Here is a 20,128-nt window from a genome sequence, read left to right as displayed (position 1 = left end):
AAGGTAGCAGAGCGGGAGAATCCTGCTTTACCGCCGGGCCGTCAGTCGGCCTGGGCTTGCAGCAACCACTGGCCGTCCACTTCGCGGGCAACGCCGCTGGCGGGCAGCAGGGCCAGCAGGCGCTCGTGCATAGCCGCTTCGGTGAAGGTCTTGAGGGTAGCCAGGTCCAGGGCACCGACCGGGTTCAGGTCAGCCTTGGTGTACGACAGCCAGGCTTTTTTCAGTACCTGCGCGACGTCGCTGCCGGCGGTGCTGGCGAAACGGCGGTGCCACTGGCCACCCTCGAACATAAAGCTGTGGGCGTGCGTATAGGTGCTTTCGTCGCCACCTTCGGTGCAGCGGTGGCAGCGGCACGGGCCTTCGCCAAAAGCGTTGCGCAGGTAGCTGTTGAAGTCCACGACGGGCTTGAGGGTCAGGCGTTTGTCGACCTCGAACAGGTCGGCGATCAGGGGTTCTTCGGCGCTCACTCGGTGTCCTCGTGTGGTGTGGCGTGCATCGGCGGGCACCCTAACAGATCAAGGCGGGGGAGGCCATTAGAGACAACAGCGCACAGCTGCCGTACTCTACGCGCCCGCAAGTCTGCATCCAACACCGAGGTAACCCCGCTTGAGCACCCAGTTCCCGTACACCGCCACCGTCACCATCAGCGCCGAAGACCGTGGGGGCGATATCGAGGCCTCGGAAAACCCCAGCATGCGTGTTGGTCTGGAAGCCGTGACAGAAACCCTGAAGAAGGTGCATTTCGTCGGCACGCTGGCGGCCCCGGAAAAACCGGCCACGCATATCTGCGTGACGCTGGAGAACGGCCTGACCTACTACGGCCCGATCGTCAACGGCCACGCCGAACTCGAAGGCGGCTGGATCGCTTTCGAGTCCGACATGCTCACCCCGGAAGAACTGGGCCTGTAAGCCTCAGTTCAACTCGGCCAGGCACTGCTCGAAGATATTCAACCCTTCTTCGAGCACCTCGGCTTCGATGGTCAGTGGCGCCAGCAGGCGAATGATGTGTCGCGCCTTGCCGCTGGGCATCAGCAACAGGCCTTTGGCCCTCGCTGCGTCCATGACCTTGGCCAGCTGAGCGGGGGCAGGGCTGCCGTCGGCATTGACGAACTCGATCCCGCGCATCGCACCCACGCCTGTCAGGCGCCCGATGAACGGGAAGCGTTGCTGCCAGCGTTCAACCCGGCTGACGATGGCCTGCTCCTGGCGCTCGCCCCATGTGGCGACGTTCTCATCGGTCATCTGCGCCAGGCTCGCCAGCGCCGCCGCACAGGCAATCGGATTGCCCGAATAGGTCCCGCCGAGGCCGCCCTTGGGTAGCGCCGCCATCAACGCCTGGCGCCCGACCACCGCCCCCAGCGGCATGCCGCCGGCAATACTCTTGGCCAACAGCAGCAGGTCTGGCTCGATGCCCAGCCGCGGGAAGGCGAAGCGCTGGCCGGTGCGGCCGAAACCTGACTGGATCTCGTCGATGATGATCAGGATCCCGCGCTCGTCGCAGAAACGGCGCAGCGCCTGGGCAAAGGCCGGGTCCAGGGCGAGGAAGCCACCTTCACCTTGCACGGGCTCCAGGATGAACGCCGCCACGTCCTCTACTGCCAGCTCGACGCTGAACAGACGATCCATGGCCTTGAGCGCCTGCTCGCAGGTGACGCCGGTGTCGGCGCTGGGGTAGGGCAGGTGGTACACCGGCCCCGGCAGTTCACCGACGCGTTGTTTGTAGGGGGCGACCTTGCCGTTGAGGTTCAGGGTTGCCAGGGTGCGGCCATGAAAGCCGCCATCGAAGGCGATGATGGCGCGCTTGCCGGTTGCGCCACGGGCGACTTTGAGGGCGTTTTCCGCCGCTTCTGCGCCGCTGTTGGTAAGCATGCCGGCCAGCGGGTAGCTGACCGGCACGAACGCGCGCAGGCGCTCCATGAGCTCCAGGTAAGGGCCGTGAGGCGCCGCGTTGAAAGCATAGTGGGTCAGGCGCGTGGCCTGGGCCTGGATTGCCGCGACCACGGCCGGGTTGCAGTGGCCCAGGTTGAGCACGCCGATGCCGCCGACGAAGTCGATGTAACGTTTGCCGTCGGTATCCCAGACTTCGGCATTACGGCCATGGGAAAGTGTAATCGGATGAACGATGGCAATGGATTGGCTGATACTTTCCAGATTCATGGGCACGCAGACCTTGTTCGAGTTTCTTAATATCGAAGCGCGCCGAAGTGTTGTTCCGCAAACGAATTATTCGATTGCGTTCATTCCCTGGATTCGCGAACTTGGTCAATCTCCCTCTGCCACGCGTTCACCAATCCACTGCACGAAGGCCCTGATCTTCGGCACCTCTGCCGCATGTTCGGCATGGGCGATGAAGTGCCGCCCATTGCTCGCCACCGGGTGGTCCCAGGCCACTACCAGCTTGCCTTCGCTCAGCTCCTCGGCCACCAGATAGCGCGGGATCAGGGCGATGCCGCAACCGGCGATGGCCGCACGTATGCACAGGTAGAACGTGTCGAAGCGCGGCCCGTGGTAGCTGTTCTGGCTGTGCAGGCCCAGCCCCAGAAACCATTCGTGCCAGGCCTCCGGGCGTGATGCGCATTGCAGCAAGCGGTGCTCGGTGAGGGCTTGGGCACTGTCGAAGCGGTGCCTGGCCTGTAGCTGCGGGGCGCACACTGGCACCACCTCTTCGCTGAACAGTTCGATGCAGGTCGCCCCTGGCCAAGTGCCCTGGCCGAAAAAGAAGGCGATGTCGGCCTTGGCCTGCACCAGGTCGAACGGCTCCAGTTCGTTGCGGATGTCCAGGTGGATGCGCGGGTAGCGGTCACCGAAGCCCTTGAGCCTGGGCACCAGCCAGCGCGCACCGAAGGTGGGCTGGGTGGCGATGCGCAGCACTTCGGTTTCGTCGCCATAGCTGAGGATGTAGCGGCTGGAAATGTCGATCTGGTTAAGGATCTTGTTCACTTCGGTCAGGTACAGGGCGCCCGCCGGAGTCAGGTGCAGGCGCCGGCGAATGCGCTGGAACAGCGAGTGCGCCAGCATTTCTTCAAGTTGCGCGACCTGCTTGCTGACGGCGCTCTGGGTCAGGTGCAGTTCCTGTGCCGCCCGGGTGAAGCTCAGGTGGCGGGCGGCCGCTTCGAAGCACTGCAGGGCGGTAGTCGAGGGCATCAGGCGTTTGGACATGGCAGGCGCGTACCGAGCAAAAAAGGAAGGAGTTCATTCCATATTGGAATCATGTGCTTCGAAAAGGTCGTTTGTTGACCTCGCCCTATAGATTAATACTGACCTGGATCAACGATTACAACCGGTACTGCGAAGAGGAGGCAAGTGCACCGCCGGCGACTTCAAAACAAGAAAAAAGAGCATCACGACTTACAAGAATTCTGCTCCAACTTTTTCAGCCGTCCCTGCGGCGGCCGACCCATTCGAGGGTTCTCCATGGCTTCGCTAGAAAACAAGAAACAGCGTTCCCTGCAGCACGGCCTGACCTCCCGTCAGGTGTCGATGATTTCCATTGCCGGCATCATTGGCGCCGGCCTGTTCATCGGTTCCTCCAACGCCATTGCCACCGCTGGCCCGGCCATTCTCATCTCCTACGCCATGACCGGCCTGCTGGTGTTGCTGGTGATGCGCATGCTCGGCGAAATGGCTATCGCCAACCCCAACAGCGGCTCCTTCTCCACTTACGCCTCCGAGGCAATCGGCCCCTGGGCAGGGTTCACCATCGGCTGGCTGTACTGGTGGTTCTGGGTGCTGATCATCCCGGTCGAAGCCATCGCCGGGGCTGACATCCTGCATGCCTACTTCCCGGCGGTACCGTCCTGGCTGTTCGCCTTCCTGATCATGTTTGTGCTGTCGGGCACCAACCTGGTCAGCGTGAAGAACTTCGGTGCGTTCGAGTACTGGTTTGCCCTGGTCAAGGTGATCGCGATCATTGCCTTCATCGTGGTCTGCAGCCTGGCTGTGTTCGGCTTCTGGCCGCTGGCCGAAGTCTCAGGGGTGAGCCGGCTTTGGGACAGCGGCGGGTTCATGCCCAATGGCTTCGGTACGGTGCTCGGTGGCGTGCTGATCACCATCTTCTCGTTCTTTGGCGCCGAGATCGTCACCATTGCCGCTGACGAGACCGCCAACCCGAAAGACAAGATTCGCCGTGCCACCAACCTGGTGGTGTACCGCATCGCGATCTTCTACCTGGCCTCGATCTTCCTGGTGGTGTCGCTGGTGGCCTGGAACGATCCGCAACTCAAGGCCGTGGGCTCGTTCCAGCGGGTACTTGAGGTGCTGAATGTGCCCGGGGCGAAACTGCTGGTCGACCTGGTGGTGCTGGTGGCGGTCACCAGTTGCATGAACTCCGGCCTCTATACCGCTTCGCGGATGCTGTATTCCCTCGGCGCCCGTGGCCAGGCACTGAGCATGACAAAGCGTATCTCCGGTGCCGGCGTGCCGACGGTGGCGGTTATCCTCTCGACCCTGGCAGGCTTTGCCGGCTGCTTCGTCAACTACGTATTCCCCGGCAAAGTGTTCGGCTTCCTGTTGTCGACCACTGGCGCGATTGCCTTGCTGGTGTACCTGGTGATTGCCGTCTCGCAGTTGCGCATGCGGGCCCGCGCCGATCGAGAGGGGCGGCCGCTGGAGCTGAAGATGTGGCTGTTCCCCTGGCTGACCTGGCTGGTGATCGGCACCATCGTGATGGTGCTGGGCTACATGCTGTTCAGTGATGCCTACCGTTACGAGACGCTGATGACGGCCGGGGTGACCCTGTTCATCCTGCTGGTTTCGCTGACCCAGCGGCGTGCCAGGGCGGTGGCGCAACCTGCCTGATCCTTGCGGGGCGCTTTGCGCCCCTGCATTTTCATTGGCCCCTGCCAAACGCGGCGCTAACATCGCAGCTTGCATCCCTTCCCATTCCAACAAGCACAGGAAGCGTATGAACGAACAAGCTCTCTCCCTGCAGGCACTGGCCGCACCCGACGGCATTTGCTACGGCTGCGGCGTTGCCCACCCCAGCGGTCTGCATGTGCAGAGCCATTGGGACGCCGACGGTATCCATCTGCTGTGCCGCCACACGCCCGACACCACCTTCACCGGCTGGCCGGGGCTGGTCTACGGCGGCCTGCTGGCGATGCTGGTCGATTGCCACTCCAACTGGACTGCCATGGCTTACCACTACCGGGCCGAAGGGCGAACCCCTGGCAGCCTGCCGCGTATCGATTGTGTCACCGGCAGCCTGGGCCTGAACTACCTCAAGCCGACACCCATGGGTGTCGAGCTGCTGCTCAAGGCGCGTGTGGAAGGCGAAGTCGGGCGCAAGACACGGGTAATCTGCGAGGTCTGGGCGGGGGATGTGCTGACCGTCTGCGCCGATTCGGTGTTCGTCCGTGTGGATACCGACAAGCTCAAGCTCAAGGCCCATGCCCAGGTGAGCTGACAACGGCAGGTGATGGTCAGCCGCCCATGATGTTACTAAAGTGACAGGTCCATTCCCCTGGCACAGGTTGACCATGACCGATCTCAGCGCATTTCCCGTTACCCGCAAATGGCCTGCGCAACACCCCGAGCGCCTGCAACTGTACTCGCTGCCTACGCCCAATGGCGTCAAGGTATCGATCATGCTGGAGGAGATCGGCATGGCGTACGAGCCGCACAAGGTCAGCTTCGAAACCGACGATCAGCTGAGCCCTGAATTCATCTCGCTCAGCGCCAACAACAAGATCCCGGCGATCCTCGACCCCGATGGCCCTGGCGGCCAGCCTTTGCCGTTGTTCGAGTCGGGCGCGATCCTGCAGTACCTGGCGGAAAAGAGCGGGCAACTGCTCAGCCATGACCCGGCGACCCGCTACCAGACGCTGCAGTGGCTGATGTTCCAGATGGGCGGCATCGGGCCGATGTTCGGCCAGGTCGGGTTCTTCCACTTCTTCGCTGGCAAGGAATACGAAGACAAGCGCCCACGCGACCGCTACGTCAATGAATCCAAGCGCCTCCTCGGCGTGCTGGACCGGCACCTGCAAGGGCGGCAGTGGATGGTCGATGAGTACAGCATCGCCGATATCGCCATCTTCCCTTGGGTGCGTAACCTGGTGGAACGCTATAACGCAGGTGAGCTGGTCGGCTTCGATGAGTTCAATAACGTGCAGCGCGTGCTGGCCAGCTTCCTTGAGCGCCCAGCTGTTCAGCGGGGGCTGAAAATCCCGGGCTGAGGCAGCAATGGGGCGTGACCTCGGCCACTGAATTACCTAGGCTTCAGGCGACAGGCCAATGCAGGAGAGCCCCATGACCCGCTGTAAGCGCGAGCTGCCCGGCCACCGTTGGTTATGCACCTGGGCGGTGTGTGATGCCCATTGAGTTGATACCTGCCACCGATGCCCACCGCACCTTCGCCCGTGACCTCACGCGTCGGGCCATGCTGGCGTACTACCGGGAGTTCGATCTGTTGTGGATCGAAGAAGCGTTCGATCAGGCCTGGGATTGGCGGGAGCAGTGGCTGGTCGTAGACGGGGACCGCGTGCTGGGCTTCTGCAGCCTCAGCAAGGACCGCCAGGCATTGTTCATTCGCGAGCTGCACCTGCTGCCTGAGCATCGCGGGCAAGGGGTTGGCAGTTGGGTACTGCAAGCGCTGGTCGCCAAGGCGGCGCAACAGAGGCTGCCGTTGCTGCGCTTGATGGTGTTCAAGAGCAACCCGGCGCGGCGGCTGTACCGGCGCCAGGGGTTTGTCGAAATGGGCGAGGATGAGTGTTTTGTGCGTATGCAGAAGGTGATCGGCTGATCTTTGCAAATCAAGCTTGCGGCCCTAGGTGCTGGCTCAATACTGGCTTGCGACCCCAGCGTGCGATGGGCATAGTGACCGAGCAGTCTGCAAGAGCCCACAGGGTTGTGAGCAGTATCCGACGATGGCTAGGGAAGCAGGAGAAACATCAGTATGAATGGGCTCGGTCCGCGTCTTAGGGAAGAGCGTGAACGGCTGGGGATGACCCAGCGGGTGTTTGGTGATATCGGCGGCGTCGAACCCAATGCCCAGGGCAAATATGAGAGTGGCGAACGCACACCGAGGGTCGATTACCTGGCTGCCCTGGCGGCTAGAGGAGTCGACGCGCTCTATGTGCTCAGCGGTGTGCGCACCCCGGCGCCGCTGGAAAGCCTGACGGCGGATGAAACCGGTTTAGTGGCTGCGTTCAGGCGCCTGGCGGCCGACGACAAAGCGGCGTTTGCGCATTTGCTGGAGCGCCTGATGGGCGATGGAGGCCGAAGTGATGCGATGCGGTCACAGTGGCGTGAGCGTAGGACATTTCCTAAGGAAGTTTTGCGCTAGGCCCGTCTTGAAAAATTTTGTTAAGGTGGCGGGATCCAATCGCCCTGTTGACGAGGTGTCTGCTTGATTAGGGTCCTAGTGGTCGATGACCACGATCTGGTGCGAACCGGTATTACACGCATGCTGGCCGACATCGACGGCTTGCAGGTAGTGGGGGAGGCGGACTCGGGCGAGTCGGCGCTCAAGCTGGTCCGGGAGCTCAAGCCGGATGTCGTGCTGATGGACGTCAAGATGCCTGGCATTGGTGGCCTTGAGGCTACCCGCAAATTGTTGCGCAGCCACCCTGACACCAAGGTGGTGGCCGTGACCGTGTGTGAAGAAGACCCGTTCCCCACGCGCCTGATGCAAGCCGGGGCGGCCGGCTACCTGACCAAAGGCGCGGGGCTGGACGAGATGGTCCAGGCCATCCGTCTGGCGTTTGCCGGGCAGCGTTACATCAGCCCGCAGATTGCCCAGCAACTGGCGCTCAAGTCGTTCCAGCCGCAAGGTTCGCCGTTCGACGCCCTGTCGGAGCGGGAAATCCAGATCGCCCTGATGATCGTCGGTTGCCAGAGGGTTCAGCTCATCTCGGACAAGTTGTGCCTGTCGCCCAAGACCGTCAATACTTACCGGTATCGGATCTTTGAAAAACTCTCGGTCACCAGCGACGTCGAACTGACCTTGCTGGCCGTTCGCCACGGTATGGTCGACGCAAGCCTCTGAACCTCATGTCCCAAGTTTTTGATGCCAGCGCGTTCCTGGCGACCTGTAGCGCTCGCCCGGGCGTCTACCGGATGTTCGATAGCGAGACTCGGCTGCTCTATGTGGGCAAGGCCAAGAACCTCAAGAAGCGTTTGGCCAGCTATTTCCGCAAGACTGGCCTGGCGCCTAAAACCGCTGCGCTGGTGGGGCGCATCACCCAGGTCGAAACCACCATCACCGCCAATGAGACCGAGGCGCTGCTGCTCGAGCAGAACCTCATCAAGCAGTGGCGGCCGCCGTACAACATTCTGCTGCGCGACGATAAATCCTACCCGTACGTGTTTCTGTCCGACGGCCAATTCCCACGGCTGGGGATTCACCGTGGCGCGAAAAAAGCCAAGGGGCGCTACTTTGGGCCATACCCCAGCGCCGGAGCCATCCGCGAAAGCCTCAGCTTGCTGCAAAAAGCCTTCTCGGTGCGCCAATGCGAGGACAGCTACTACGCCAATCGTACCCGCCCATGCCTGCAGTACCAGATCAAGCGCTGCAAGGGGCCGTGTGTGGGGCTGGTCGACGCAGAGGAATATGCCGAGGACGTGCGCCATTCGGTGATGTTCCTCGAGGGCCGCAGCCAGCAACTGGGCAATGAGCTCAATGCCGAGATGGAAAAGGCCGCGATGGCCCTGAACTTCGAGAAGGCAGCCGAACTGCGCGACCAGATCGCCTTGCTGCGCCGGGTTCAGGACCAGCAATACATGGAAGGCGGGTCCGGTGATGTGGATGTGGTCGCCGCTTTCGTCAACCCCGGTGGCGCCTGCGTGCACCTGATCAGCGTGCGCGGTGGGCGGGTGCTGGGCAGCAAGAACTTCTTCCCGCAGGTAGGTATTGAAGAAGAGGTGGCCGAAGTGATGGCCGCCTTCCTGTCCCAGTACTACCTGGGCAATGCCGAGCGCGAATTGCCGGGCGAGTTGATCGTCAACGTAGTGCACGAGGACTTCGCTGCCATCAGCGAGGCGCTGCAAACCCTGCGCGGCCGCGAGCTGACCATCAGCCACCGCGTGCGCGGCACCCGCGCCCGTTGGCAGCAACTGGCGGTGACCAACGCCGAACAGGCGCTCAATGCCCGCCTGGCCAACCGCCAGCACATGGCTGCGCGTTTCGAGGCCCTGGCCGAGGTGCTGGGCCTGGACGAAGTGCCCCAGCGCCTGGAGTGCTACGACATCAGCCACTCCAGCGGCGAGGCCACGGTAGCCAGTTGCGTGGTATTCGGCCCTGAAGGCCCGCTCAAGTCCGATTACCGTCGCTTCAACATCGAAGGCGTGACCGCTGGCGACGACTACGCGGCCATGCACCAGGCCCTGACGCGCCGCTACGGGCGTATCAAGGACGGCGAGGGCAAATTGCCTGACGTGCTGCTGGTGGACGGCGGCAAGGGCCAGTTGAACATGGCTCGCGAAGTGATGCAGGAGCTGGCCTTCACCGACCTGACCCTGCTCGGTGTGGCCAAGGGCGTGACCCGCAAGGCCGGTTTCGAGACCCTTTACCTGAATGACGTGGCTCACGAGTTCACCCTCAAGGGTGACAACCCGGCGCTGCACCTGATCCAGCAGATTCGCGACGAAGCCCACCGTTTTGCCATCACCGGCCACCGCGCCCGCCGCGGCAAGGCCCGCCGAGTGTCCAGTCTGGAAGACGTTGCCGGGGTAGGGCCCAAGCGCCGTCGCGACCTGCTGAAACATTTCGGCGGCCTGCAGGAGCTCAACCGCGCCAGTATCGATGAAATCGCCAAAGCCCCCGGCATCAGTAAAAAGCTTGCCGAGTCGATTTATGCCAGCCTGCATAGCGAGTAGAATGCCGGGCTCAACCCGCAGCCAGTCGTACCGATGAATATTCCAAATCTGCTCACCGTTCTACGCGTCCTGCTCATTCCGATCTTCATCTTGCTGTTCTATATGCCCTATCACTGGAGCTATATGGCCGCCAGCACGGTGTTTGCCATCGCCGCCGCCACCGATTGGCTGGACGGCTATCTGGCCCGTCGCCTGCAGCAGAGCACGCCGTTCGGCGCGTTCCTCGACCCTGTGGCCGACAAGCTGATGGTCGCCGTAGCCCTGGTGCTGCTGGTGCAGGTGCACGCCAACTTCTGGCTGACCCTGCCGGCCGCCGTGATCATCGGCCGCGAAATCGTCGTTTCGGCCCTGCGCGAGTGGATGGCTGAGCTGGGGGCGCGGGCGCATGTGGCGGTGTCCAACCTCGGCAAGTGGAAAACCGCAGCGCAAATGCTGGCGCTGGTCATCCTGCTGGCCAACCCGCCGCTGGTGACCTTCTGGGTGATCTTGGGCTACGGGTTGCTGCTGGTTGCCGCTGCGCTGACGCTATGGTCCATGGCCCATTACCTGCTGGCCGCCTGGCCGCACCTGCGTGAAGGTTCGGAACAAAAATAAAACTTTTTTGAATCAAGGGGTTGACGCCGTTTTAGATATCGCTAGAATGGCACCCATCACGACGCGGGAATAGCTCAGTTGGTAGAGCACGACCTTGCCAAGGTCGGGGTCGCGAGTTCGAGTCTCGTTTCCCGCTCCAAATTCGATCCCCAGTGCGTCGCTGGGATCACAAAAAAGAGGCCTAAGGGCCTCTTTTTTTTTGTGCCTGCGATTTGGCAGGTTACCTGCGTGCCGGCGACAGCGCCCGCCCAGGCGAAGAAGGCTTAACGGCCTAGCGCACGGTGCGCGGCTCGGTCGGCATCTGCATGCGGATTCCACGACACTTGGACACCCAGCCCACGATCATTTGGACGCTCATTCCACGCTCACTCGGACAGGCAGTCGGAGCGCAGCGACGCAGGTTTGAATTGTTAGTCTGAAGCCGCTGCCGCCGTCAATTTCGTTGCGCGCCTGCGCATCGATTCGCCCTTCAGTTCGATCCGATAAGCGTTTTGCACCAGCCGGTCGAGGATCGCATCGCCCAAGGTCGGATCGCCGATCAACGCATGCCATTTGTCCACCGGCATCTGGCTGGTGACCAGCGTCGAGCGGTTGCCGTAGCGGTCGTCCAGCAGTTCGAGCATGTCGCGACGTTGCGCTGCGGTAAACGGTGCCAAGCCCCAGTCGTCCAGGATCAGCAGGTCAGTCTTGGCGTATCCGGCCATCAATTTGGCGAAGCGACCGTCGCTGCGGGCAAGGCCCTGGCCCCAAGGCGACGCAATCCGGTGTGTACCCATGCTCATTCAGGCATCGGTCGCTGATCGGTCGGCACTGGCGCTGCCGGTGGAAACAGCCGTCGATTCAAAGGTAGCGTTTTCGCCACTTGAACACTGTGGTTGAAGTGATCTCTAACTGCTCACAGATGGCCTTGCCGTGGTTACTGCTGCTGATGGTCACTATTGCATGCTTGGGGTGGTTAGGTTGGCAAGAGTGGTCATCCAGGCAAGCCAAAGAACCCCCTACGTCCGATCCAATCCAACTCGACAGCTTGAACCTGTTCGATCCTGGCAGTGCCGAACTCAAGCCGGGTTCAACCAAGCTGCTGGTCAATGCACTGGTTGGAATCAAGGCCCAGCCTGGCTGGTTGATCGTTATCTCCGGGCATGCGGATGCGCGGGGCGATGCAGCCAAGAATCTCGATCTTTCTCGTGCCCGCGCCTCCGCTGTTCGCGACTGGATGCAGCGTATGGGCGATATCCCGGACAGTTGCTTTGCTGTCCAAGGTGTCGCGGCCAGTCAACCGGTCAGCAGCAACGACACCGTGAATGGTCGCGCAGAAAATCGTCGGGTGGACATTCGATTGGTACCTCAGGGAGATGCATGTGGCGAGCTGGAGGTCGTAGGGCATTCGCTTCGGTGAAGAGAGGCAGCGTGATGGCATACCTGCAAACCAATGCGATGCTGAACTGCGCTAACCAGGTAGACTGCGCTGGTAAGCCGCCCAAAGACAGCGTCAAGTTGCTTCACGTTGGCAACGAGAATGCTTGTACTGCGCCCAAGTGCCCCGTGAGTACGTCGCATGCTACCGTGCCAGTGCTTATATGGCTCCGTCAAAGGCGCCATGCGCTCGTTGCCTGATTGAAAGCGAATATGATCGGGTATTTCGGAATTAGCCAACGCCCCCGTCGTGAACATCCTGCTTCCAGAAACTTGCCGGTCTCATACAGATTGCCTCCTTGGCAGTGCGGCGCTACGGGCTCGCTCCGTGTTGAGATTGCTCAGCCGAAGAAATCACCCGGTTATGAAGAATGGAATTACCGTGGCAACCGCCATACCGGCTTGAACCAAGAGCGTTACCGAGAGCCATTTTGGCTCCCGCCGGATAAACCAGTAAATCGCGTTCAATATCATTGAAATCAGGTTGGTGAGCCCCAGGACGGCGAACGCAAGGACGCCCGAGATCTTGACAGGGGAAGTGGTTGGCGATTGCAGCACGTAGAGCGCTAGGATCGGGCCCAGGATCACTGTTGTGATCGAAAGGCCAGCGACGGTTCGGGTAAATCGTAAAGCTTCGTCGGGCGTCATGCCGTGGGATGTCCTTCTATGACCGGGCTTGGGGCATCACTGCCAACTGATCTATTCTGCGACGTTCACATAAGGGTCCAAAAGGACGTCCATGATTCCGGTCGATATGCCGGTCATGTTGCTCGGCTACATAATCTACATTTTTTCCGAGGTTTTTCTCTGGCTTTTCATCGCTGGCCTGATCGCCTTGCTAATTCCGCGAAGCCGTCGTTACATTGTGGCGCGGCGCTGGAGGTTCGGCTTGTTGCTGATGTTGCTGGCAGCCGGCAGTGTGCCATACATCGAGTCCACCAACAGGTTCTGGCGGGATTGGCGTGCGCACAATCCCACCCTCGAACACAAGGAAGTGCTCGGTGACCTGGTGCTTCCAGCTGGTACGCGGGTCCACCTGCAAGACTTGGAGCCTTTCAACGACCTGTCCGGGGATCCCGTGCCCTATGGCATGCAGAGCCTGGATCAGGCTGACTTCGACCGCACGCCAGGCCACATTATGGGCATGCCCGTGCGTCGCCTGGAACTCGCGCAGGGCCATGGTTTCGCGACGGTCGAGACCGTGTCGGCCCATCACCTGGCAGGATGGAAATGTGAGCCTGGTGAGATCGAGTTCGATTTTCCGTTCGGTGCTCATTTCAAGTTTTCCGAATGGAAGATGAGTCGATGCACGCTGGCGCCAGGTACAGACCTGGGCGGCATCGTCTGGCCTGGGCCGGTGAGGGTATTCTCCAACAGTACCGGTTGGGAGGCCAGGTCCGAGGAGCGCCCGGTAAAGGTACTGGGGATCGAAATGCGCTCACTGACCATGATCTGGACCGGCCACTTCAAGCGTGAAGCAATGCCTCGAGCCTGCCCTGGCGATCGAGACTCGCCAAGTCATCAAAGCCGCCGACATGCACGCTGCCAACAAATATCTGTGGGACGGTTCGGCGGTGGGCTCGCTGTATCATCTCCGCTAGGTGCTGGGGTGACTCTTCAACGTTAATTTCGTAAGGAGTGACGCCTTTGCTCTGCAGCAGTCGCTTGGCGTTCACGCAGTAAGGGCAGCGCTGGGTGGTGTAGATAGTCACTTTGCTCATGGCCGTTACCCTCCTAGCGTGCCGATGGCGGGAAGTCGATATCGGTAGTGGCGATGTTGTTCAGGTAGTTGGTCAGGGTTAACAACGTGACCTGGGCCACCACCTCCACGATCTTGCCATCGGTAAGACCAGCCTCGCGGGCGGCAGCGATTTGATCGTCGTTCAATTGGCCGCGGCTTTCGGTGATTTGATGCGCCAGCGCAGCGACAGCGTTGAGTGTGCCGCTACGAGCTTGGCTTATGGCCTCGTCGCTCAAACCCGCCTTGGCACCAAAGAAGGCGTGTGCGGCCAGGCAATAGTCGCAACCGTTGATCTGGGAAGTGGCGAGCGCAACGACCTCACGCTCGGCGGCGCTCAGTGAGCTTTTACCCAAGGCTTGGGCGAGGCCCAGATAGCCATTGAGTGCGGCCGGTGAGTTAGCCAAGGTCTTGAAGGCGTTGGGAATGAAGCCGAGACCTTTTTGAATGCCTTCGAGGGCAGCGCGCGAGCCAACAGGGGCTTGGTCCAGCGAGAGAGCAGGGATACGAGTCATGGTAATTCTCCAGTAGGTTGATTAGGCAGCTTGTCGACCAAGCTTGGAATCAATACTAGGGAAGTGGACTGTCCTTTCGGATCCAGATCGTCGAATCTATGCAACAGATCGTCTAAACTTGGGCGCGCTATGGACCGACTATCAACACTGCTCAATCATTTCAACCTGCATGCGTCCACCTTCCACCAGGGTGGGTTTTGTGGAGCGACTCATTTTCATGGGCAGCAAAGTTTCGGCCACGCACATCTGCTGCGTTCGGGGCGCGTGGCCTTCAGGGACAAACGCGGTCAGTTCATCGAACTGACCGAGCCCAGTCTGATTCTGGCGGCGCGTCCGCAGGAGCATCAGTTGCAGGCGATCGAAGCAGATGAAGCGCAATTGGTGTGCGCCACCTTGCAATTCGATGGCGGAGCCAACAATCCACTGACCTTGGCGTTGCCGGAATTCATCATCAAACCCTTGCACGAACTGCAGGGTCTCAATGGCACCCTCGACTGGCTGTTCGAAGAAGCCTTCGGCGACGAGTGTGGGCGAGATGTAATCCTCAATCGTCTGTTCGAGCTCATGGTGATTCAGCTATTTCGCCATCTCATCGCCAGCCGCAGTATTGCCTCGGGGATGATGGCCGGGTTGGCCAGTGCTCAGCTGTCCCGGGCGTTGGTGGTTATCCACAACGAGCCACAGCGCAAATGGTCCGTGGCAGAGCTGGCTGATCGCTCAGGCATGTCGCGCGCGAGCTTTGCTGCGCATTTTCGCGAGACCGTGGGAGTCACGCCTGCAGATTACCTGGCGAACTGGCGAATCAGCCTGACGCAGAAACGCCTGCGGGAAGGCCGTCCGATCGCATTGATTGCCGATGAGGTCGGCTACGAAAGTCCATCTGCACTGGCCCGCACCTTTCGCCGCAAGGTGGGCGCAAGCCCGAGGGAATGGTTGCAGCAGAACATGCAGGATACCTAGCCGAACGCTATCCCGATTGCGCGGGGGCTATGCTCTGTCTGGTAACACTTGCAGGTGCTCTCGCAGAAAATCGATGAACGCCATTGCCCGGGCCGAATGTCGCCGCTCACGACTGAACACCGCGCTGACTGGCAGCGCGGTGGCCTGGTAATTGTCGAGCACACTTTGCACGCTGCCTCGTTCAACGTCTGCTTCGAAAAGCCATTGTGGAGAGAGGGAAATGCCTAAGCCGCAGAGCACCATTTCACGGATGGCCTCGCTGCTGTTGCTGGTGACGTTGCCTGTGATGGCGATATCGAACTCGTCCGTCCCGCGCGTAAAACGCCAGCGATCGTAGTGCTCAAGCAAGGTGAAGCCGATGCAGTTATGGGCAGCCAATTCACCCGGCTCGAGTGGCAGGCCGTGGCATTGCAGGTATGTAGGCGAGGCGTATACCCCTCGCTTGGTGGTGCCCAAGGACACCGCCACCAGGCCCTCGCTCTTCACCACCCCTATCCGGATCGCCAGGTCGATGTTTTCCACGAGCAGGTCTTCGTTATGATCGTTCAGCCGCAGGTCGATTCGCACTTCGGGATAGCGCTGCAGAAAAGTCCCGATCAGCGGCGCTATGCACAACCGCCCGTAGCTGACCGGTGCGGCGATGCGCAGGGGGCCTGAGATCTGCTCCTGACCGCTGGCAAAGCTGCGTGTGGCGCTTTCGAGTTGCCGGAGAATTTCCTGGCAGTGACTGTAGAAGCGTTGCCCTTGGTCGGTCAGAGCCAAGTGTCGGGTGCTGCGGGCGAATACTGGCCCTCCCAAGTAGTGCTCCAGGGCGCGGACCTGCTTGCTGACGGCCGGCTGCCCCATGTTCAGCTCCCGAGCCACTGCCGAAAAAGACCCACGCTCCACGACCCGGGCGAAGATGCGCATGCTGTCGAACAGATCCATTGCCACTAGGCCTCACTAGGGAATAAGTAATATGCAAATTTAGCTTCTTATCGGAATGAGCGAGGCGGAGCAACCTGTATGCACCCACTCAACCAGAGGTTCCCGTCATGAATCAGACCATGCTTGCCGCTATCGCCGAGTCCGCCCAGGCCCCACTGGTCGTACGTCACATCGCTCGCCCAGTTCCCGGTGAGGGGCAGGTTCTCGTCAGGGTTCATGCCGCCGGGGTCAACCCGCTCGATACCAAGATCGCCACCGGTGCTGGCGCGCACGCCCGCCAAGCACTGCCAGCGGTGCTCGGCCTGGATCTGGCCGGCACGGTCGTCGAGCTGGGCGAAGCGGTGGAAGGCTTCACGCCCGGTCAGGAGGTATTCGGCATGGCCGGAGGGATCGGCGGGGCCCAAGGCACCATGGCCGAGTACATCGCCGTAGATGCCCGGCTGATAGCGCCAAAGCCGCACGCACTCGGCATGCGTGAGGCTGCCGCTCTGCCGTTGGTATTCATCACCGCCTGGGAAGGTTTGGTAGATCGCGCCAGTGTTCGTAGTGGTCAGCGGGTGCTGATTCATGGCGGCGCAGGTGGCGTCGGCCAAGTAGCGGTGCAGTTGGCCAAGGCTCGCGGTGCTGAAGTCTACGCCACCGGTTCCGCAGACAGTCTCGACTTCATTCGCTCGCTAGGGGCCACGGCGATTGATTATCAGGCGCAGAATGTAGAGGCGTATGTCGAACAATATACGGCGGGGGAAGGTTTCGACATCGTGTATGACACCGTCGGTGGTAGCACATTGGATGCGTCATTCAAGGCAGTAAAGCCTTATACCGGGCACGTACTAAGCTGCCTCGGTTGGGGCCAGCACAGTCTCGCGCCTTTATCCTTTAAAAGTGCCACCTACTCGGGCGTATTCACCCTGACACCGCTGCTAACCGGCAAGGGGCGTGAACACCACGGCAGTATCCTGCGCGAGGCAGCTGTTCTGGCCAATGCCGGGCAACTGGCGATCCGGGTGGACCAGCAACACTTTGCACTGGATGAGGTCAACGATGCATTCCGACAGGTCGCGCAAGGCCGCGGCAGGGGCAAGACGGTTATCCAGTTGGTAAGTGAATAGGCTCCTGAGCTTAGCGTGTCCACGAATCTAGGGGCGATTCACATCATCACCCATGCTTACCTAGATGTGGAATCCCAGCGCTTTGATGCAGTACGAACGTCGGCCGATGACCAGCAGCTTCTCAACGCCCGCTGCGGCCAGTTCGTCGAGACGGGCCCGCTACAGGGCTAAATCCACTTAGCCCGCCCTGAGTGCGATTGGAAGCCCCCGTGGAACTGAAACTCTACAAGTGGGCCGTTGGACATCCCCAGAACCGCGAAAGGCATTTGGAGACGGGCCCTGAGTTCCCTGGCGACGACGGCATCCTGCTTCGGGTGGAGCTGAAAGCGGCGCACTGCGGCAGTAGCCAATGGCTGGACTGGTGGAGACTGTGAGACTCGGAAAACTGGATCATCGGTTGGTACTGATAAAAGTTGCACAGAATCCCGTACAACAATGTACCGATGGCGGCGAAATGCTGTACAAGATCAGCTCGCTGTACACCTGACGGGGTTCACTTGCCCACTCCAGCGTCCGCGTCTAGTCAATTAGCCTCGGACACCGGCTCGGAGCCGTTGGGCCGTGTCCGCTGAAACGACCAAGACAAAAGCGTTGATGCTGATGAAGCGGGTGTCGGCAAAACTGTCGCTGGGCCGATAGGACGACACCCAGCTGCGGAACACCACGCTCGCCGGATGCCCGTGGAAGAACGTCTGCAAGCGGCCAGGTTCCGGCATGCCAGTGCGGGTTACGCCGCCGACCCTCGCGCCTATACAAAAAAATGACTGTTAGGTGTCACTTATGCCTTTTTGCAGGGACTTTGTGGCATAAACGCCACCATTGGTTTCATCTTACCTGTACAAATAGATATATTTGTACAACTTTACGTTGCATACTGTGGTCGATATCAGAGTGCTATCTCGTCTTGCCGGAACGGTAAGGGAAACCCAGCCGGTGCTCGAATGCGATAAGGCATCGTCCCCACCCCAGGCCCAACACGCCCCTAGGTACGAAAGATGAACCCGAATGATATTTCCCTCGTATCGAACCGCCCCGTTGGCTGCCGAAACTGCAGGGACGGCCGGAAACTGGATTTTGAGTTCAGTATGGCTTTCCAACCCATAGTCAACGTAAGTAGCCAAAGCATATTCGCCTATGAGTCGCTTGTTCGCGGAACGGATGGAAGTGGTGCCCAGGGAATTCTGGAGAGAGTCTCCGAAGAAAACCGCTATGCCTTTGACCAGGCATGCCGGGTCAAAGCGGTCGAATTGGCTGCGAAACTCGAAGTGCCCTGTTACCTGAGCATCAACTTCCTGCCTAACGCAGTCTACCAGGCGGCAACCTGCATTCGCGCCACACTGGATGCGGCTCGGCGATTCGAATTCCCGACCAACCGCATCATCTTCGAGATAACCGAGAACGAGCAGGTCGTAGAAAAGCAGCACCTCAAGGAAATCATGCTCGAATACAAGCGGCAGGGCTTTAAAACAGCCATCGACGACTTCGGTGCGGGTTACTCAGGGCTCGGGCTGCTGGCGGAGTTCCAGCCCGACATCATAAAGCTCGATATGCAGCTCATCAGGAACATTCACAACGACAAAGCCAGGACGGCCATTACCGAAGGAATTCTCAGTTTCTGCAGGGCACTTGAGATATCGGTGATCGCCGAAGGCGTGGAAACGCGGGACGAATATGCAAGGCTGCGGAGCCTGGGAGTCGAGTTGTTCCAAGGCTACCTATTTGCGCGTCCTCATTTCGAGGCGCTGCCCGAGGTGAGCTGGCCGCCCGAGTCGGATGCTATGGAGCAGCAGGCATGACCGAGGTCTGCGATTTCGAATCAGCCGCACGCGAAGCGTTGGCGTTCCTCAAGCAGACCATTGGCTTCGATCAATGGTTCGTCACCAGGCTCAATGAGGGCGAATGCATTGTCATGGAATCACTGGAAAACCAATCCTTGCAGGCGGGCCACATGCTGGATTGGTGCGACACGCTTTTTGCGAAAATGGTGGTCGGCGGCGCCCCTCGCATTGCCCCGGACCTCAGAGAACACCCCGGTTATCAGGACGCGTCATTCCTCCGAGATATTCCGACCGCAGCCTATATGGGATTTCCGCTCTATAAGTGCGACGGCGACCTGTATGGAACGATATGCGGTATAGCGGCAAGCCCGCAGAAAGAGCTGGCACCCGAGCAAGTGCAATTGTTCGAGCTGATAAGCCGGCTTCTAAATGCCCTGCTGCAGATGGAGATTCGAGCTGAGAACCAGACCCGTCGCGCGGAACGATTCGCCGCCCAGGCCTTGCAGGACTCGATGACTGGATTATTCAACAGGGCCGGATGGGATCAATTGATGGCGAAGGAGGAACATCGATGCCGACGCCATGGCAAGTCTTGCGTCGTCATCGTGATCGACCTCGACGAACTCAAGCAGATAAATGACAGGGAAGGACACCTTGCCGGAGACTCGCTCATTCGCCGAACGGCGGAAGCGCTCTCGGAAGCGGCTCGAAGCGAAGATGTTGTTGCCCGGCTGGGCGGCGATGAATTCGGAATAATCGGCGTGAATTGCGACTTGGTGCACGGCCAGGTGCTGCTGGAACGTGTGCTAGATCGTTTGGCAGAACGCGGCATCGCCGCTTCGGTTGGAATGTCGTCGCGCCCCGCGAAGGGTGGCATCAATGGAGCCTTCATCGAAGCGGATTTGAGGATGTACGAGCAGAAGCGCCTTAAATCATCGAAGAACATTAAGGTTTGACCCTCTTAGCATATGAATAGCGGCGTCCGGGGAGGCAGGCGGACTGGCGATCCATTTGCCCTGGCGTACCTCGTCCTCCATTAAGATTCCTGGCAAGTCGCCACGCATTCGGCACTGTACCGCAGTACGGCCTGCGCAATTCAACCCGGGGGAGAAGAGTTTGCGCTGGCGTGAACTGCACAGCATTGATCATGCCCAGCTTGAGGGGCAACTTCCCGCCCTCCCTTTCGCCACCCACACGCGGAACACCAGCACATACCGCCTGCTTGAACATTGGAGATGGCCGACGGCGCTGGCCACAACGTAATTCTCAAGGGTAAGT

At 60.3% G+C, this 20,128-nt stretch carries 23 protein-coding genes, 1 tRNA gene and 1 pseudogene; 16 read left to right on the top strand and 9 right to left on the bottom strand.

Annotation, left to right across the window (positions count from 1 at the left end; genetic code table 11):
• Positions 1-41: 41 nt before the first annotated feature.
• Positions 42-467: a hypothetical protein gene (locus tag ACW4TB_RS06950; protein WP_254466118.1), complete on the bottom strand. Its 426-nt coding sequence runs from the start codon at positions 465-467 to the stop codon at positions 42-44.
• A gap of 139 nt (positions 468-606) precedes the next feature.
• Here ACW4TB_RS06950 and ACW4TB_RS06945 point away from each other — a divergent pair, with 139 nt between their 5' ends.
• Positions 607-909 carry a hypothetical protein gene (locus tag ACW4TB_RS06945; RefSeq protein ID WP_012315223.1) on the top strand — a complete coding sequence of 101 codons (303 nt, stop codon included), beginning with the start codon at positions 607-609 and terminating at the stop codon, positions 907-909.
• Between the two features lie 3 nt (positions 910-912).
• Here ACW4TB_RS06945 and ACW4TB_RS06940 read toward each other — a convergent pair whose 3' ends face one another.
• Both ACW4TB_RS06940 and ACW4TB_RS06935 read right to left on the bottom strand, forming a co-directional pair.
• Complete coding sequence (locus ACW4TB_RS06940) at positions 913-2,157, bottom strand: 2-aminoadipate transaminase (protein ID WP_125923939.1); 1,245 nt, start codon at positions 2,155-2,157, stop codon at positions 913-915.
• 105 nt (positions 2,158-2,262) lie between these two features.
• Positions 2,263-3,159 carry a LysR substrate-binding domain-containing protein gene (locus tag ACW4TB_RS06935; protein ID WP_012315221.1) on the bottom strand — a complete coding sequence of 299 codons (897 nt, stop codon included), beginning with the start codon at positions 3,157-3,159 and terminating at the stop codon, positions 2,263-2,265.
• Positions 3,160-3,414: 255 nt separating this feature from the next.
• Between ACW4TB_RS06935 and ACW4TB_RS06930 the strand changes: the two genes are divergently transcribed.
• The 9 genes from ACW4TB_RS06930 to ACW4TB_RS06890 all read left to right on the top strand — a co-directional run bounded on the left by ACW4TB_RS06930 (position 3,415) and on the right by ACW4TB_RS06890 (position 10,546).
• Positions 3,415-4,797, top strand: coding sequence for an amino acid permease (locus ACW4TB_RS06930; RefSeq protein WP_012315220.1), 1,383 nt, complete (start codon positions 3,415-3,417; stop codon positions 4,795-4,797).
• 106 nt (positions 4,798-4,903) lie between these two features.
• Complete coding sequence (locus ACW4TB_RS06925) at positions 4,904-5,404, top strand: PaaI family thioesterase (RefSeq protein ID WP_012315219.1); 501 nt, start codon at positions 4,904-4,906, stop codon at positions 5,402-5,404.
• A gap of 73 nt (positions 5,405-5,477) precedes the next feature.
• Positions 5,478-6,173, top strand: a complete 696-nt coding sequence (locus ACW4TB_RS06920; protein ID WP_279928783.1) for a glutathione S-transferase N-terminal domain-containing protein — start codon at positions 5,478-5,480, stop codon at positions 6,171-6,173.
• Between the two features lie 134 nt (positions 6,174-6,307).
• Positions 6,308-6,739: a GNAT family N-acetyltransferase gene (locus tag ACW4TB_RS06915; protein WP_012315217.1), complete on the top strand. Its 432-nt coding sequence runs from the start codon at positions 6,308-6,310 to the stop codon at positions 6,737-6,739.
• Positions 6,740-6,892: 153 nt separating this feature from the next.
• Complete coding sequence (locus ACW4TB_RS06910) at positions 6,893-7,282, top strand: helix-turn-helix domain-containing protein (RefSeq protein ID WP_279928785.1); 390 nt, start codon at positions 6,893-6,895, stop codon at positions 7,280-7,282.
• Between the two features lie 63 nt (positions 7,283-7,345).
• Positions 7,346-7,984 (top strand): response regulator transcription factor GacA, encoded by a 639-nt coding sequence (gene gacA / locus ACW4TB_RS06905; protein WP_279928787.1) that lies wholly within the window; start codon positions 7,346-7,348, stop codon positions 7,982-7,984.
• 5 nt (positions 7,985-7,989) lie between these two features.
• Complete coding sequence (gene uvrC, locus ACW4TB_RS06900) at positions 7,990-9,813, top strand: excinuclease ABC subunit UvrC (protein WP_279928789.1); 1,824 nt, start codon at positions 7,990-7,992, stop codon at positions 9,811-9,813.
• Between the two features lie 33 nt (positions 9,814-9,846).
• Complete coding sequence (gene pgsA, locus ACW4TB_RS06895; protein WP_012315213.1) at positions 9,847-10,407, top strand: CDP-diacylglycerol--glycerol-3-phosphate 3-phosphatidyltransferase; 561 nt, start codon at positions 9,847-9,849, stop codon at positions 10,405-10,407.
• A gap of 63 nt (positions 10,408-10,470) precedes the next feature.
• Positions 10,471-10,546 (top strand) — tRNA-Gly (locus tag ACW4TB_RS06890).
• Positions 10,547-10,817: 271 nt separating this feature from the next.
• Here the strand turns inward: ACW4TB_RS06890 and ACW4TB_RS06885 are convergent.
• Positions 10,818-11,147, bottom strand: a pseudogene (locus ACW4TB_RS06885) (ATP-binding protein); the annotation flags it as partial.
• Positions 11,148-11,278: 131 nt separating this feature from the next.
• Here ACW4TB_RS06885 and ACW4TB_RS06880 point away from each other — a divergent pair.
• Positions 11,279-11,806 carry an OmpA family protein gene (locus tag ACW4TB_RS06880; RefSeq protein WP_455842928.1) on the top strand — a complete coding sequence of 176 codons (528 nt, stop codon included), beginning with the start codon at positions 11,279-11,281 and terminating at the stop codon, positions 11,804-11,806.
• Positions 11,807-12,177: 371 nt separating this feature from the next.
• On the opposite strand, the gene ACW4TB_RS06875 is transcribed toward ACW4TB_RS06880, so the two are convergent.
• From ACW4TB_RS06875 to ACW4TB_RS06860, 4 genes are all read right to left on the bottom strand, one after another.
• Entirely contained in the window at positions 12,178-12,471 is a 294-nt protein-coding gene (locus ACW4TB_RS06875) for a hypothetical protein (RefSeq protein WP_052293021.1), read from the bottom strand.
• A gap of 190 nt (positions 12,472-12,661) precedes the next feature.
• A complete protein-coding gene (locus ACW4TB_RS06870; protein ID WP_190273311.1) occupies positions 12,662-13,099 on the bottom strand; it encodes a hypothetical protein in 438 nt (145 codons plus the stop codon).
• Between the two features lie 190 nt (positions 13,100-13,289).
• Positions 13,290-13,544: a glutaredoxin 3 gene (gene grxC, locus ACW4TB_RS06865; RefSeq protein ID WP_012315084.1), complete on the bottom strand. Its 255-nt coding sequence runs from the start codon at positions 13,542-13,544 to the stop codon at positions 13,290-13,292.
• 13 nt (positions 13,545-13,557) lie between these two features.
• Positions 13,558-14,076, bottom strand: coding sequence for a carboxymuconolactone decarboxylase family protein (locus tag ACW4TB_RS06860; RefSeq protein ID WP_012315083.1), 519 nt, complete (start codon positions 14,074-14,076; stop codon positions 13,558-13,560).
• A 30-nt stretch (positions 14,077-14,106) separates the two neighbouring features.
• Between ACW4TB_RS06860 and ACW4TB_RS06855 the strand changes: the two genes are divergently transcribed.
• Positions 14,107-15,036, top strand: coding sequence for a cupin domain-containing protein (locus ACW4TB_RS06855; RefSeq protein ID WP_455842917.1), 930 nt, complete (start codon positions 14,107-14,109; stop codon positions 15,034-15,036).
• Positions 15,037-15,063: 27 nt separating this feature from the next.
• Here the strand turns inward: ACW4TB_RS06855 and ACW4TB_RS06850 are convergent, their stop codons facing one another.
• Positions 15,064-15,963: a LysR family transcriptional regulator gene (locus tag ACW4TB_RS06850; protein WP_012315081.1), complete on the bottom strand. Its 900-nt coding sequence runs from the start codon at positions 15,961-15,963 to the stop codon at positions 15,064-15,066.
• Between the two features lie 107 nt (positions 15,964-16,070).
• Between ACW4TB_RS06850 and ACW4TB_RS06845 the strand changes: the two genes are divergently transcribed.
• The 4 genes from ACW4TB_RS06845 (at position 16,071) to ACW4TB_RS06830 (ending at position 19,806) form a co-directional block, all read left to right on the top strand.
• Positions 16,071-17,072 (top strand): zinc-dependent alcohol dehydrogenase family protein, encoded by a 1,002-nt coding sequence (locus tag ACW4TB_RS06845; RefSeq protein ID WP_012315080.1) that lies wholly within the window; start codon positions 16,071-16,073, stop codon positions 17,070-17,072.
• A gap of 209 nt (positions 17,073-17,281) precedes the next feature.
• Positions 17,282-17,446 (top strand): hypothetical protein, encoded by a 165-nt coding sequence (locus tag ACW4TB_RS06840; protein ID WP_012315079.1) that lies wholly within the window; start codon positions 17,282-17,284, stop codon positions 17,444-17,446.
• A 621-nt stretch (positions 17,447-18,067) separates the two neighbouring features.
• Positions 18,068-18,868, top strand: a complete 801-nt coding sequence (locus ACW4TB_RS06835) for an EAL domain-containing protein (protein WP_279928831.1) — start codon at positions 18,068-18,070, stop codon at positions 18,866-18,868.
• A complete protein-coding gene (locus ACW4TB_RS06830; protein ID WP_012315077.1) occupies positions 18,865-19,806 on the top strand; it encodes a sensor domain-containing diguanylate cyclase in 942 nt (313 codons plus the stop codon). Before ACW4TB_RS06835 ends, ACW4TB_RS06830 begins: the two co-directional genes overlap by 4 nt.
• Positions 19,807-20,128: the final 322 nt, after the last annotated feature.

It is taken from the genome of Lelliottia jeotgali, assembly GCF_977070485.1.
This window is presented reverse-complemented; position numbering and strand designations above follow the sequence as displayed.

What these genes read in the sequence shown, in the direction of transcription:
- ACW4TB_RS06940 (WP_125923939.1), bottom strand. Translation starts at nt 2,157, where the DNA reads ATGAATCTGGAAAGTATCAGCCAATCCATTGCCATCGTTCATCCGATT.
- ACW4TB_RS06935 (WP_012315221.1), bottom strand. Translation starts at nt 3,159, where the DNA reads ATGTCCAAACGCCTGATGCCCTCGACTACCGCCCTGCAGTGCTTCGAA.
- ACW4TB_RS06930 (WP_012315220.1), top strand. Translation starts at nt 3,415, where the DNA reads ATGGCTTCGCTAGAAAACAAGAAACAGCGTTCCCTGCAGCACGGCCTG.
- ACW4TB_RS06925 (WP_012315219.1), top strand. Translation starts at nt 4,904, where the DNA reads ATGAACGAACAAGCTCTCTCCCTGCAGGCACTGGCCGCACCCGACGGC.
- ACW4TB_RS06920 (WP_279928783.1), top strand. Translation starts at nt 5,478, where the DNA reads ATGACCGATCTCAGCGCATTTCCCGTTACCCGCAAATGGCCTGCGCAA.
- ACW4TB_RS06915 (WP_012315217.1), top strand. Translation starts at nt 6,308, where the DNA reads ATGCCCATTGAGTTGATACCTGCCACCGATGCCCACCGCACCTTCGCC.
- ACW4TB_RS06910 (WP_279928785.1), top strand. Translation starts at nt 6,893, where the DNA reads ATGAATGGGCTCGGTCCGCGTCTTAGGGAAGAGCGTGAACGGCTGGGG.
- uvrC (WP_279928789.1), top strand. Translation starts at nt 7,990, where the DNA reads ATGTCCCAAGTTTTTGATGCCAGCGCGTTCCTGGCGACCTGTAGCGCT.
- pgsA (WP_012315213.1), top strand. Translation starts at nt 9,847, where the DNA reads ATGAATATTCCAAATCTGCTCACCGTTCTACGCGTCCTGCTCATTCCG.
- ACW4TB_RS06875 (WP_052293021.1), bottom strand. Translation starts at nt 12,471, where the DNA reads ATGACGCCCGACGAAGCTTTACGATTTACCCGAACCGTCGCTGGCCTT.
- ACW4TB_RS06870 (WP_190273311.1), bottom strand. Translation starts at nt 13,099, where the DNA reads ATGAGCACCGAACGGAAAATCGAACTCGATCTCACCAGGCTCACATTT.
- grxC (WP_012315084.1), bottom strand. Translation starts at nt 13,544, where the DNA reads ATGAGCAAAGTGACTATCTACACCACCCAGCGCTGCCCTTACTGCGTG.
- ACW4TB_RS06860 (WP_012315083.1), bottom strand. Translation starts at nt 14,076, where the DNA reads ATGACTCGTATCCCTGCTCTCTCGCTGGACCAAGCCCCTGTTGGCTCG.
- ACW4TB_RS06850 (WP_012315081.1), bottom strand. Translation starts at nt 15,963, where the DNA reads ATGGATCTGTTCGACAGCATGCGCATCTTCGCCCGGGTCGTGGAGCGT.
- ACW4TB_RS06845 (WP_012315080.1), top strand. Translation starts at nt 16,071, where the DNA reads ATGAATCAGACCATGCTTGCCGCTATCGCCGAGTCCGCCCAGGCCCCA.
- ACW4TB_RS06835 (WP_279928831.1), top strand. Translation starts at nt 18,068, where the DNA reads ATGAACCCGAATGATATTTCCCTCGTATCGAACCGCCCCGTTGGCTGC.
- ACW4TB_RS06830 (WP_012315077.1), top strand. Translation starts at nt 18,865, where the DNA reads ATGACCGAGGTCTGCGATTTCGAATCAGCCGCACGCGAAGCGTTGGCG.